Origin of the sequence: Chitiniphilus eburneus (genome assembly GCF_005048205.1) — a bacterium.
Taxonomy (GTDB): domain Bacteria; phylum Pseudomonadota; class Gammaproteobacteria; order Burkholderiales; family Chitinibacteraceae; genus Chitiniphilus; species Chitiniphilus eburneus.
The window spans coordinates 29887-41663 of record NZ_SUMF01000030.1 but is presented as its reverse complement, the minus strand read 5'-3'; the positions used below and the strand labels follow the sequence as shown (position 1 = coordinate 41663).

14 protein-coding genes are annotated in these 11777 nt (G+C 61.3%); 9 read left to right on the top strand and 5 right to left on the bottom strand.

The features are described from left to right. Positions 1–1054: TnsB C-terminal domain-containing protein (locus tag FAZ21_RS17120; protein WP_211243507.1), on the bottom strand; the 1054-nt coding region annotated here is incomplete at its 3' end. 179 nt (positions 1055–1233) lie between these two features. Here FAZ21_RS17120 and FAZ21_RS17115 point away from each other — a divergent pair. Genes FAZ21_RS17115 through arsB form a run of 7 tightly spaced genes read left to right on the top strand, consistent with a single transcriptional unit; the run spans position 1234 to position 6362 of the window. Then, positions 1234–1668 carry an ArsR/SmtB family transcription factor gene (locus tag FAZ21_RS17115; protein ID WP_246038752.1) on the top strand — a complete coding sequence of 145 codons (435 nt, stop codon included), beginning with the start codon at positions 1234–1236 and terminating at the stop codon, positions 1666–1668. Continuing rightward, on the top strand, positions 1665–2144 hold the full coding sequence (locus FAZ21_RS17110; protein ID WP_136774648.1) for an arsenate reductase ArsC: 480 nt from the start codon (positions 1665–1667) through the stop codon (positions 2142–2144). The genes FAZ21_RS17115 and FAZ21_RS17110 overlap by 4 nt, the downstream gene beginning before the upstream one ends. Positions 2145–2168: 24 nt before the next feature. Further along, a complete protein-coding gene (locus FAZ21_RS17105) occupies positions 2169–2606 on the top strand; it encodes a protein-tyrosine phosphatase family protein (RefSeq protein WP_136774647.1) in 438 nt (145 codons plus the stop codon). A gap of 16 nt (positions 2607–2622) precedes the next feature. Continuing rightward, entirely contained in the window at positions 2623–2982 is a 360-nt protein-coding gene (arsD, locus tag FAZ21_RS17100) for an arsenite efflux transporter metallochaperone ArsD (RefSeq protein ID WP_136774646.1), read from the top strand. A gap of 15 nt (positions 2983–2997) precedes the next feature. Next, positions 2998–4770, top strand: coding sequence for an arsenical pump-driving ATPase (arsA, locus tag FAZ21_RS17095; protein ID WP_136774645.1), 1773 nt, complete (start codon positions 2998–3000; stop codon positions 4768–4770). 1 nt (position 4771) lies between these two features. Beyond that, entirely contained in the window at positions 4772–5275 is a 504-nt protein-coding gene (locus FAZ21_RS17090) for an arsenate reductase ArsC (protein WP_136774644.1), read from the top strand. Continuing rightward, entirely contained in the window at positions 5247–6362 is a 1116-nt protein-coding gene (arsB, locus tag FAZ21_RS17085) for an ACR3 family arsenite efflux transporter (RefSeq protein ID WP_444542054.1), read from the top strand. The genes FAZ21_RS17090 and arsB overlap by 29 nt, the downstream gene beginning before the upstream one ends. A gap of 93 nt (positions 6363–6455) precedes the next feature. Here the strand turns inward: arsB and FAZ21_RS17080 are convergent, their stop codons facing one another. Genes FAZ21_RS17080 through FAZ21_RS17065 form a run of 4 tightly spaced genes read right to left on the bottom strand, consistent with a single transcriptional unit; the run spans position 6456 to position 10135 of the window. Then, complete coding sequence (locus FAZ21_RS17080) at positions 6456–6671, bottom strand: C1orf50 family protein (protein ID WP_079437318.1); 216 nt, start codon at positions 6669–6671, stop codon at positions 6456–6458. After that, on the bottom strand, positions 6658–7122 hold the full coding sequence (locus tag FAZ21_RS17075) for a hypothetical protein (protein WP_110612459.1): 465 nt from the start codon (positions 7120–7122) through the stop codon (positions 6658–6660). The genes FAZ21_RS17080 and FAZ21_RS17075 overlap by 14 nt, the downstream gene beginning before the upstream one ends. Continuing rightward, positions 7122–9818 (bottom strand): TraI/MobA(P) family conjugative relaxase, encoded by a 2697-nt coding sequence (gene traI / locus FAZ21_RS17070; protein WP_136774643.1) that lies wholly within the window; start codon positions 9816–9818, stop codon positions 7122–7124. The genes FAZ21_RS17075 and traI overlap by 1 nt, the downstream gene beginning before the upstream one ends. Continuing rightward, a complete protein-coding gene (locus tag FAZ21_RS17065) occupies positions 9815–10135 on the bottom strand; it encodes a plasmid mobilization protein (RefSeq protein ID WP_136774642.1) in 321 nt (106 codons plus the stop codon). Before FAZ21_RS17065 ends, traI begins: the two co-directional genes overlap by 4 nt. Before the next feature lie 375 nt (positions 10136–10510). Here FAZ21_RS17065 and FAZ21_RS17060 point away from each other — a divergent pair, with 375 nt between their 5' ends. Next, the gene (locus FAZ21_RS17060) at positions 10511–11023 is read left to right on the top strand and encodes a hypothetical protein (protein WP_246038750.1); all 513 of its coding nucleotides are present in this window, start codon (positions 10511–10513) and stop codon (positions 11021–11023) included. Positions 11024–11034: 11 nt separating this feature from the next. Then, the gene (locus FAZ21_RS17055) at positions 11035–11721 is read left to right on the top strand and encodes a nucleotide-binding protein (protein ID WP_136774641.1); all 687 of its coding nucleotides are present in this window, start codon (positions 11035–11037) and stop codon (positions 11719–11721) included. Positions 11722–11777 lie beyond the last annotated feature (56 nt).

Genomic DNA, 11777 nt, shown 5'->3' with positions numbered 1-11777 from the left:
CCCCCAATGTGAGCCAGCGCTCCAGCTCGCGCAGTGTCAGGGCGGCCATCTTCTCGGAGGCGTATTCCCCGCGCTGGTCAGGGTTGGAGAAGGTCGTTCCAGGCAATTCGTCGTGGATCATCTGCATCGCTGTGCCGATGATCCGTTCCACGATGCCACCATAGTGCGGCTGCCCGAGCGGGCGATAGTCCAGCAGGATGCCATGCTGTTCGCAGCCACGGCGTAGCGCCTCGCTTTTGAACTCGGCTGCGTTGTCCAAATAGAGCAGTCTGGGCTTGCCGCTCATCGGCCAATCCATATCTACGTCCAACCCTTCTAACCAAGGGCGCTTGTCGCAGCTGGCATGCGCAAGGCACAGGCCGACCGATACGGCGGATGGCGCTTCCAACGTGACTACCATACCAACCACGCAGCGGGTGAACACGTCGATGGCGAGGGTCAGGTACGGACGGCCAATTGGTTGCCGGTCGCCCTCGTCCACCACGATTAGGTCGATGACTGTGTGGTCGATCTGCACCTGCTCCAGCGGCGCGGAGACTGGCGGCGGAACACCACCAACACCTTGCAAGGTGCGGGACGCATCCTGGCCTTCCCGAAGGCGAGTGGTCTTGAGCGGGTCGAGGCCGGCGATCCGCGAGGCCACGGTATTGCGTGCGGGCACCCGCAGCTTTTGCAGCTTGCACGCCCGCGCAATTTCGCGATGGAACGCCGCTAGGCTGCGCTTCTGCTTGGTCAGGAAGCGCTTTTGCAGTAGCTCGCGGATGATGCGTTCGACCGATTCCGGCAAGCGGCCCTTACCTTTGCCGCCGCTCGACTGTCCAAGAGCCAGGTCAGTGACCAGCCCCGAGCCTTGCCGGGCACGTCGGATCAGGACGTAGACCTGCCGCCGGGACAGACCCAGTGCTTGGGCTGCCGCGTCGGCCGCTTCATGCCCGACCGTCTCCGACTGCGCTAACGGCCCAATGATCTCAGCGCGACGACGCGCACGCTCCCATGCCTGTTCTGGCAGGGTGGCTACGCCGTGCTCGGTAATCGGTACGGTATCGGTCGCCATGCTCACCTCGCTTTGGTGCACACGAGTATTGAGCATAGCCGAGTTTTGTGCAGAGGAGTCCTGATATCGGGGCATCAGGAGCCGTATGCACAACAGGCGTCACGCCTCGTTGATTGGTGCAGTCGTCTTCTGAAAATGACAACTGACCGTCCACCGAACGTCTTAAAAACCTCCGTTTAATGGACGGTCATAAAAACGTCATTTTGTTATTTCAACTATTGTTGTATTATTCAAGTATGGAAAAGAACACAGCCACCACGATCTTTGAATCGCTGTCATCCGGCCTGCGGCTGGATGTGTACCGGCTTCTCGTGCGCAAAGGCACAGAAGGCATGGTCGCGGGCGAGATCGCTTCAACCCTCGATGTACCGCCGACCAACCTGTCGTTCCACCTCAAGGCGCTGACGCAGGCCGGGATGCTCACCGTCGAGGCGGAAGGGCGCTTCCAGCGTTACCGGGCCAACATCCCGCTGATGCTGGACTTGATCGCCTACCTGACCGAAGAGTGCTGCTCAGGGCATCCCGAACAGTGTGCAGACATGCGCGCTGCCTCCAAGTGTTCCGACGCTGTGCTGCCGCCCCTTTCTTCAACTCAAGAGGCCCTTAAAAAATGAACATCCTGTTTCTGTGCACCGGCAACTCGTGCCGCTCAATCCTCGGTGAAGCCACCTTCAACCACCTTGCCCCGGCAGGGTGGAAAGCCATGAGCGCAGGCAGTCAGCCCACTGGCCAAGTCCATCCTCGCTCGCTAGCACTGCTGGCACGCGAGGGCATCTCGACAGAGGGCTACCACAGCAAGTCTTGGGACAACCTGCCCTCGACCCCGGACATCGTAATCACGGTCTGCTCCAGCGCTGCTGGAGAAACCTGCCCGGCCTATTTGGGGCCAGTTCTGCGCACCCACTGGGGTGTCGAAGACCCCGCCCACGCCACAGGCACCGATGAGGAAATCGACGCGGCCTTCGTGACTGCCTACCGCATTCTTCGCGCACGCATCGAAGCCTTCCTCGCGCTGCCGCTGGCCGACTTGCAGCAAGACAAGGCGAAGCTCAAGGCTGAGCTTGATCGCATCGGCACATTGCTAGCCTGAAACTGAGAGAGGGGCAAGCTACCGATGCAAAAGCAATATCACGAGCTGATCGCGGGCCGCATCTACTTCGGCGGAGCAAGCGACATTCAACAAATCGCCGATGTGGAACACATCGAAGTGGTGGTGGACTTGCGCGAAGAGTCCACGGGCTGCGCGGCGTCGAATCCCGTCCTGATCTGGCAGCAAATCCCGCTCGGCGACAACGCCGACCAGCCACAAGCGCCATTGTTCAAAGACGCCATTCAAGCGGTCGTGTCAGCCTACCGCGATGGCAAAAAAGTGGCTTTCCACTGCGGTGGTGGTAAGGGCCGGACAGGCACCGTGGCCGCTGGCGTCCTGTTGGAGCTTGGCTTGTGCCGCACGCTCGACGAAGCCGCAGCGGCGGCTAAGACGATTCGCCCCGTCGTCAATATCAAGCCCGACCAGCGCGAGGCGCTTGAGCAGCTATATCCCAACGCATGACTAGGAAGGAATAACGATGGCAACCATTCAGATTTTTGACCCTGCACTGTGTTGCAGCACTGGCGTCTGTGGCGTTGAAGTTGACCAAGCGCTGGTGAGCTTCGCGGCCGATGTGGACTGGGCCAAACAAAACGGCGCACAGGTTGAACGATTCAATCTGGCTCAACAGCCGCTCGCCTTCGCCGAGAACGCGACTGTCAAGGCATTCTTGGAGCGCTCTGGACAAGAGGCTCTGCCCCTGATTCTGGTTGATGGCGAAGTCGCCTTGGCTGGCCGCTACCCCAACCGCACCGAGCTGGCTCGCTGGGCAGGCATCGCAACTGCGAACGCTACACAACCGCAAGGTGGTTGCTGCTCCGGCAGCCGCTGCTGCTGAGCGGAGGAATTGTCCATGCACTTCCTCAATCAGCCTCCGCGCTACCTTTTTTTCACGGGCAAGGGTGGGGTCGGCAAGACCTCCATCGCCTGTGCTACGGCGGTACAACTCGCATCAGAGGGCAAGCGCGTCCTGCTTGTCAGCACCGACCCTGCTTCGAACGTGGGGCAAGTGTTTGGGGAAAGCATCGGCAATCACATCACGGCGATCCCCGCCGTGCCCAACCTCTGGGCGCTCGAAATTGATCCGCAGGAAGCAGCGCAAGCCTATCGAGATCGCATCGTCGGCCCAGTGCGGGGCGTCCTACCGGAGACGGTTGTCAAAGGGATCGAGGAACAGCTTTCCGGCGCTTGCACCACCGAAATCGCGGCCTTTGATGAGTTCACTGCCCTGCTGATCGACTCGACGTTGACCGCGGACTACGAACACATCATCTTCGACACTGCACCCACGGGCCACACGATCCGGCTGCTCCAACTGCCCGGTGCGTGGAGCGGCTTCCTCGAAGAAGGCAAAGGTGATGCGTCCTGCCTCGGGCCTCTGGCCGGGCTGGAAAAGCAGCGTACCCAGTACAAGGCCGCCGTTGACGCCTTGGCTGACCCTCAACGCACTCGCTTGATTCTGGTCGCCCGTGCGCAGCGCGCCACTCTTCGAGAAGTGGCACGCACGCACGAAGAGCTGGCCGCCATCGGGCTGTCTCAGCAGTACCTCGTTGTCAATGGCGTTCTTCCTGCCAGCGAAGCCGCGCACGATGAGCTGGCCGCCGCGATCCATCAACGCGAGCAAGCTGCTCTTACGGCCATGCCAGACGTGCTCAAGGCGCTGCCTCGGGATCAGATTGACCTGAAACCGTTCAACCTAGTCGGACTCGACGCCTTGCGTCACTTGCTGGTGGCCACCAACAGCAGGAGCGCCACAAGCTCCATCGAACTGCCTTCCCAGCTCGACGCACCCAGCCTGTCCTCCTTGGTTGATGACATTGCTGTAGATGGGCATGGCTTGGTCATGCTCATGGGCAAAGGCGGTGTCGGAAAGACCACCTTGGCGGCCGCCGTCGCCGTGGAGCTGGCTCACCAAGGATTGCCCGTCCATCTGACGACCTCCGATCCGGCCGCTCATCTGTCAGAGACGCTGGAAGGCTCTCTGTCCAATCTGACCGTCAGCCGCATTGACCCTCACGAGGAAACAGAGCGCTATCGCAAGCACGTACTGGATACCAAGGGTGCCCAGCTCGACGCCGAAGGGCGCGCACTACTGGAAGAGGACTTGCGCTCCCCTTGCACGGAGGAAATCGCGGTCTTTCAAGCCTTCTCTCGCATCATCCGCGAGGCTGGCAAGAAGTTCGTGGTCATGGATACCGCGCCCACCGGGCACACGCTGCTGCTGCTGGATGCCACTGGTGCATATCACCGCGAAGTGACCCGGCAGATGGGCAACACGGGCCTGCACTACACGACGCCGATGATGCAGTTGCAAGACCCGAAACAGACCAAGGTGCTCATCGTCACGTTGGCCGAAACCACCCCTGTCTTGGAAGCTGCAAACCTGCAATCCGACCTGCGCCGAGCGGGCATCGAACCGTGGGCATGGATCGTCAACAACAGCGTCGCAGCCGCTCGCCCCGACTCTTTACTGCTGCGCCAACGCGCCTTCAACGAACTGAGGGAAATCGACTCGGTAGCCACACACCATGCCAAGCGCTTTGCAGTCGTACCCCTCTTGAAGAACGAGCCGGTCGGCGTGGATCGACTGCGCGACTTGGCACACCACATCACCGAGGAAGCCTGACATGGAAAACAAAATCTACAACGTACTGTTCATCTGCACGGGAAACTCTGCCCGCAGCATCATGGCGGAAGTCATCATGAACCACCTTGGGCGAGAGCGCTTCAAGGCGTACAGCGCAGGAAGCCATCCTCGCGGTGAGGTACATCCGATGACCTTGGAAGTGCTGTCGGAACAGTGCTACGACTTGGGCGGCCTGCGCAGCAAGAGCTGGACGGAGTTCGCCGAGCCGGATGCTCCGCAGATGGACTTCATCATGACCGTGTGCGATCAGGCCGCAGGGGAAGCCTGCCCGGCGTGGCCCGGCCAACCCATCACCGCGCACTGGGGCTTTGCTGACCCCACCAAGCTCGAAGGCGACCGGGAAAAGCAGCTCCGAGCGTTCTCCAACGTGCAGTTCCAGATTGCCAACCGAATCCGGCTTTTCATGAGCCTGCCTATCGAAAAAATCGACCGCATGTCGCTGCAAACCAAGCTCCGTGAGCTGGGGCAGCAGCGTGACGCTTAAAGGGGGAAATGCTTTGTCTGCTCAATGTGAAACCACACAGAAAGGATCGGCAAGCCTGCCGATGAGCGTCTTTGAGCGCTATCTGACCGTCTGGGTATTCCTCTGCATCGTCATTGGCATTGCCCTCGGACAGTTTTTCCCGACAGCGTTCCAGTCCATCGGCCGCATGGAGATCGCGCAGGTGAACCTCCCGGTGGGCCTGCTGATCTGGGTGATGATCATCCCGATGCTGGTCAAGGTGGACTTCGGCGCACTTCACGAAGTGCGGCAACACGTCCGGGGGATTGGGGTCACGCTGTTCGTCAACTGGCTGGTCAAGCCGTTCTCGATGGCATTCCTCGGATGGTTCTTCATTCGCAACCTGTTTGCGCCCATGCTCCCCGCTGACCAGCTCGACAGCTACATCGCTGGGCTGATCCTACTTGCCGCCGCACCATGCACGGCAATGGTGTTCGTGTGGAGCAGGCTGACCAATGGCGATCCACTGTTCACGTTGTCGCAAGTCGCTCTGAACGACAGCATCATGGTGATAGCCTTTGCGCCTCTGGTTGGCTTCCTGCTGGGCATCTCGGCCATCACAGTGCCTTGGGACACGTTGATCACATCCGTCGTGCTGTACATCGTGATTCCCGTCATCTTGGCCCAGCTCTTGCGCAAGCAGCTTTTGGCCAAAGGCCCGGATGCCTTCGAGGCCACGATGGCGAAAATCGGCCCGTGGTCGATCACGGCCCTGTTGGCGACCCTCGTCTTGCTTTTCGCCTTTCAAGGCGAGGCCATCCTGAAACAGCCGTTGGTCATCGCACTGCTGGCTGTGCCAATTTTGATTCAGGTGTTCTTCAACTCTGCCTTGGCCTACTGGCTAAACCGCTTGGTTGGCGAGAAACACAACGTCGCTTGCCCTTCGGCCTTGATTGGCGCATCCAACTTCTTCGAGCTGGCGGTCGCGGCAGCGATCAGCCTGTTCGGGTTCCACTCAGGTGCGGCTCTGGCGACCGTGGTCGGCGTGCTGATTGAGGTGCCGGTGATGCTGTTGGTGGTTCGAGTGGTAAATGCCTCTCGCGGTTGGTATGAGAAGCAGCCTGCATAAAGCTCTCGACAGCGGATGTCGTCATCCGATGTTCATAAAACCACCGTTTATTAGACACACCTTGTAGGTATGTATATACCTACCTACAAACCATCACCCGGCGATCTCGTTCAAGCAGCGCGTCTCGGCGCGCTGCCGCACCCCGTGCAGGAAGGCGTGCAGCGCGCGGCGCTGCTCGGCCTCTTCGAGCTTGCGGTACTGGGCTTGCAGGGCCGCGATCTGCTCGGCGATCTCCCGCATCTTGGGCGTCATCTCGACCCGCATCATGCGGTGGTCAGGTCTGCACGCGGTGTAGTCAGTCTTGGGCATAGGCGTCTCCGTCAATGAGTTGAATGTTGGTGGCGGCCATCACGATGGCTCGCACCTCGATGGCGTAAACGATCAGCTCCGCGCCATCGTCGGCTTCCAGTCGAAGCATGTCCGCGCCGCTGGCGACGAACTCGGCGCGCAGCGCGCGGCCGATGTCGCGCAAAGCCGCTTGGTCGATCTCTCCGGTCAGGCTGGCCAACTGCCCCGTGCCCGGCTGCGCGGCCGGGATGTGCAGAGCCTCAAGCCCAGAACCGGGCAGCAGGTCAGGAAAGCAGACCGGGCCACGGCGGGCACGATGCGCTACCGCCTGCAAGGCTTCGAGCGTGGCGGCAATGCTGCGCGTGCTTGCTGTAGGGCGGACGCGCGCAGTCACCCAGCGGGCAGCGGCTGCAAGCTCGTCGGCCGAAAAGCCTTGTGGCAGTGCAGGTGTGAGCGTTTCAGCGCGCGGCATCAAGCACCTATCCTTGGCCCTTCAAGGGCTGGATCACGACCTTCAAGCCGCAGGAAGTCCTCCCGGTAGCGCTCGATCTTGGCCAACATCCGCGAGCCGTCAGGCCCAAAGGCATACCGCGCCGTCCGCTGCGCGTAGTCATGCCAGTTTCGGCCCTCGTCAGCGGTGCGAATGGATGGCGCGCAGGCCTCAAGCACCGTCGCAATCTCGTCCTGACCGTGCCCAGTGGCCCGCAGCCGCACGGCAATCATGGAATCGACGCGCGACAGGTCGATCCCGTCGCCTTTGTGACGCGCAGCGATGTCGCGGTAGTGCGCCTCGTAGGCATGGGCAGACGGCGCAGTGCGCGCAGCAGCAGGCGCGGCAGGCCTCCGCTCTCGTGCCACCCGGACTTCCTCGTCGAGCTGTCGAGCGACGACACAGCTTAGTGCGTATGCCCTGTCGCATGTGCAGGCCACGGCGTGCCGCAGCTCCACCACCGGGAAGGTGCCATCCGGCCGCTGGTACTTCGGCGCAGGCGCACCCGGTTCCCACTTGCGATTCTCGAATCCCGGCGCGCGGTGTGGATGGATGCAGGCTTGCAGCTTCGGGTCGCCGTACTTCTTATTCAAGGCGACGATGAGGCGATTGCCCACATCCTGATCGTCCATGCGGCCCAGCTTGGGCACGTTCAAGATGGCCTGCAACTTGCCCGGACTGGATTCCATCACCACCGCAGGCCGGTAGCCATCAGCGAGCATCTGGCGCAGGCTGGCATCGCTCAGGTCATCGACCAGCACATGGTGCATCCGCTCGCTGCGCGGCGTGTAGTACAGGTTCTCGCCGCGTGCATGGAAGCGCAACAGCTCCCGCATCCGGCGCTCCACCGCTGCTGCTTCCACGCCGTGCTTGCCACCCAGCACAAAGGCCTTGCGATGGTCAGCCGTCATCTTGATCGAGGTGAGTGTGTACCTGTCAGCACCGACGGCCGCGTGGTACTGCTCAAAGAGCTTCATCTGGGGCGTGCGCATTGCTTCCTCCCGTGCTGCCTTGCGTGCTTCCTTAGCCGTTTCCACCTGCGCTTGAAGCTCGGGGTTCGCGATGCGGATGCCGTGCTCCGCAGCGAGACGAACACAGGTGGCCTTGTATTCCTCCGAGCCGAACACTGTGACCTTCCCCCACTTGGCAGCGCCAAGCTGCAACGCGGCCAAGGTCGCAGCCTCGTCGTGGGCCTCCTGAACGTCGATGCGACGGCCGTGGTCAGTGAATGAGACGGCCTCAGACACACCCCCCGCCGCCCCTTGGCGGCGGTACTCGACCGTGCTGCCAACAATCTCGCCCGCGAAGGCGCGAAGATCGCGAGGCAAGGCCTCGTTATCGCCATCACCTTCAAGGCGCAGCGGCTCGTGACGGTGGTAGCGGAAATCGCCAGCGTCATCGGGGCTGAACCACTTGGACAGCCACTCGTTGTATTCGGGCCATGCTTCACGGGCATCCCGCAGCGCCTTGGCTTCGCGTTGATGGCGCTCCCGGATTTCCAGCTCGACCCGCTTGGCCTCGGCCGCTGCCACGCTGCGCATGGCATTCAACAGCTCGCCCTTGCCCTTCCAGTTCTGGGCAGCGATAGCCGCGCTGCGCTCTGCTTTCTGGGCGCGGAACTGGGCCAGTTCGCGCTCGTAGCGCTCCTTCTCTTCGCGCAGCTTCTGCGCGAGTTGCGCGCGATGGTGCTTCGCAGCACTGATGTAGTCATCCCAGCCGGGCAAGTCCGGCCGCAGCGGCTCGGGCTTGCGCTCCACAGGCACAACAGCAGGGTCAGCAGGCTCAAACACGCCAAGCCGCTTGGTGAGCTTCGGCAAGCTGCACCAGTGGCCCGCCGTGCTCGCCTTGACGGGTTGATCGCCAACGTAGATGTGCGCTCCCACGCCACCGGCCCGCTCGTAGCGCATACCACGCTCGGCAAGGCCTTGGTGCAGTTCGGCCCAGCTCGATGCAGACCGGATGAGTTCACCGGCCTCTTCGATGGCGATGCGTGCTGCGCTCTTTTGGCCCGTTCGGTTTTCCATGTCCCCGGCACGAGTCGGGACAGTGGGGACGCCATCCAACTTACCAACGCGGGCAACGGTGCCATCGTCCATCACCGTGTAGCGTGCCCGTCGCTCCGGCCGCCACCCTTGGCGGTGCTCAATGATGGCTACCGTGCGTTGGGCCGCCTCTTTCCACCAGCCCTTCGCTGGCTTCACGACGAGATAGGTTTCCGGGTTGACCTTGTTGATGGCGATGTGCAAATGGATGTTGTCCGTGTCGCGGTGTAGCGCCGCAATGACTTGGTGCTTCTCAAGCCCAAGCTGCTCAAGGAACACGTCCAGCAGTTCCTCCACCTGCTCAGGTGTCGGCTGCTCGTCCTCGGGCCAGCTAGCCACCCAGTGCTGAATCGGGTACTTGGACTTCTTGCATTCCATCGAGAGGGCGACCATCTCGGCCTGCTGGCCCTTGAAGGTGCGCGTATTGAAGCCGCGACTCGTCAGGTAAAGCACCTTCTCTGGCTGCTCGCCATCCCCGCCGTGAATCACGCCGTCTTGGTCAATGTGATACCCGAGCCGGGTCAGGCGGGCCGTGCCATCAGGCACGGCGATGTACTCGGTCAAGTCAGCGATGTTGGTCGCCTTGGACTTGCGACCGGCCTTATCCAGATCGAGAGGGATCAACTTGAGGATCACTGGTCAGCCCCCTTGTTGGCGAGCTGGTCGATGAACGCATAGACCTGTCGCAACGCACGCGCCGTCTCGACGCTATAGGTGCCACCGGATTCGATGTGGACGTGCTTGAGCAGACCGCCGATGCGGTTCAGGTGCCGGATCATCTTTTCGTCGGCGTGCGCCACGATCTTCCGACCAAAGTACCTGCGCCTGACCAGCTCGCTCACCGACAGACCTGCGTCGTCAGCATCTGCCCGCAGCTTCACCTTCTCGGCGGCTGTCACCCGCACACCGATGCGCTCGGTGAGCGGTTCTCCTTCCTTGACCTCAAACGGCATCGCTGGCTCCTTCAATTGGCCCCGGTGGGCGGCGGGGTGTGTCTGTTTGTCTACATCGTTGTCACCGGCCCCCGGCAGGGCAGGAGGAAATGAGCCACGGATCGAGACGCGCAAGCGTCGAGGACACGGCGTCCCTTGGCGGGCACATGGCGCGGAGCGCTATGTGTTCGACAAGGGCCATCCTGTTACGCGCTTTGGACACGGTAAGTACCTCGATGGGGGCAGCTTCCCTTTCCGGTTGGAAGCAAAAAAGCTACTCGCGGCGATGCATATAGTATGGGTTTTTGTGTATGCGTTTGCAAGTCCTAAACGCTTCCCATAATTTCAATTATGAGAAGAAGTCAAAGCAGGACAAGGCTTTACAACTTGCGAAGCATGAAAAAGGACGCCAGAATAAAAGCGTATTTTTCAGACCAAGGAGCAGGCATGGCCATAACGATTGAAAAGGTGGAAGCCATCGCCGCAAAGCTGCGGGCGATGCCACCTGTCGAGAACAAGAAGCGGGAGATCAGCAAGCAGGAGAGCATCAAGCTGCTAACCGGCGAGATCACCGCAATGCGCGAGCGTGGCTACACGCTGGAACAGATCGCCGCCCTGCTGACCGAGGACGAATTGCAGATTGGCGCACCCACGCTCAAGTCCTACCTGCAACGTGCCTCGTCCACCAGCAAGCACGGAAGCAAACAGCGCTCAACGAAGCGCAAGGCCGCATCTGCTGCCACCAGCCCGAGCAGCACACCGGCAGCACCGGCTGCGACCAGCCCGGCGCAAAGTCAGCCGCCCGCGCTGACCATCGGGGAGCGTGCCGCCGCCGCTCTACCGCAATCGACGGGAAACACCACCAGCGCAGTCGCCGCGATCACCCGGCCTGATCGCGAACGCATTTGAGGAGACAGAACATGAACAAAATTTATCTGTGCGCAGGGAACAAGGGCGGCACCGGCAAAAGCATGCTGGCGACCGCTCTGATCGACGCCTTCTTGCAGCGTGGGGTAGAGCCGCTTTTGATCGAAACGGACGACGCCAATCCCGATGTTTTCAAGGCGCACGGGGAGCGCATCCAGTGCGCAGCTCTGAGCCTCGACGAAGCAGATGGGTGGATTGAACTGGTCAACTCACTCGACAAGACACGCGGTGTCCCTGTCATCGTGAATACGGCAGCTCGGAACAGCACTGGGGTGGCACGGTATGGCCAGACCCTAAAAAGCACCTTGGGTGAACTGGGCAGAACGATGGTCACGCTGTGGGTCATCAACCGACAAAGAGACAGCCTCGAACTGCTCGCGGACTACCTTGATGCCATGCCTGCGGGAGCAGACCATCAAGTGCATGTGGTGCGTAACGGCTACTTCGGCAGCGCTGAGAAGTTCCAGCTCTACAACGGCAGTCAGCTCAAGAAGCGCATCGAAGAAGCTGGCGGCCTCACGCTGGACTTTCCCGACCTCGCCGACCGAGTGGCGGATCAGATGGCAACGCAGCGCCTGACCATTCAGGGAGCACTCAAGGAGATGCCTTTGGGGCACCGCGCAGAACTCATCCGATGGCGTGACGAAGCATTCAAGGTGCTTGGGCAGGTGATGACATGACGTTGGCGGTTGCTGCCGCGTTTGAGGCGGCCTTTCGCCGGAAGCCGACAGCCGAA

What these genes read in the sequence shown, in the direction of transcription:
- FAZ21_RS17115 (WP_246038752.1), top strand. Translation starts at nt 1,234, where the DNA reads ATGGACGGTCATAAAAACGTCATTTTGTTATTTCAACTATTGTTGTAT.
- FAZ21_RS17110 (WP_136774648.1), top strand. Translation starts at nt 1,665, where the DNA reads ATGAACATCCTGTTTCTGTGCACCGGCAACTCGTGCCGCTCAATCCTC.
- FAZ21_RS17105 (WP_136774647.1), top strand. Translation starts at nt 2,169, where the DNA reads ATGCAAAAGCAATATCACGAGCTGATCGCGGGCCGCATCTACTTCGGC.
- arsD (WP_136774646.1), top strand. Translation starts at nt 2,623, where the DNA reads ATGGCAACCATTCAGATTTTTGACCCTGCACTGTGTTGCAGCACTGGC.
- arsA (WP_136774645.1), top strand. Translation starts at nt 2,998, where the DNA reads ATGCACTTCCTCAATCAGCCTCCGCGCTACCTTTTTTTCACGGGCAAG.
- FAZ21_RS17090 (WP_136774644.1), top strand. Translation starts at nt 4,772, where the DNA reads ATGGAAAACAAAATCTACAACGTACTGTTCATCTGCACGGGAAACTCT.
- FAZ21_RS17080 (WP_079437318.1), bottom strand. Translation starts at nt 6,671, where the DNA reads ATGCCCAAGACTGACTACACCGCGTGCAGACCTGACCACCGCATGATG.
- FAZ21_RS17075 (WP_110612459.1), bottom strand. Translation starts at nt 7,122, where the DNA reads ATGCCGCGCGCTGAAACGCTCACACCTGCACTGCCACAAGGCTTTTCG.
- FAZ21_RS17065 (WP_136774642.1), bottom strand. Translation starts at nt 10,135, where the DNA reads ATGCCGTTTGAGGTCAAGGAAGGAGAACCGCTCACCGAGCGCATCGGT.
- FAZ21_RS17060 (WP_246038750.1), top strand. Translation starts at nt 10,511, where the DNA reads ATGAAAAAGGACGCCAGAATAAAAGCGTATTTTTCAGACCAAGGAGCA.
- FAZ21_RS17055 (WP_136774641.1), top strand. Translation starts at nt 11,035, where the DNA reads ATGAACAAAATTTATCTGTGCGCAGGGAACAAGGGCGGCACCGGCAAA.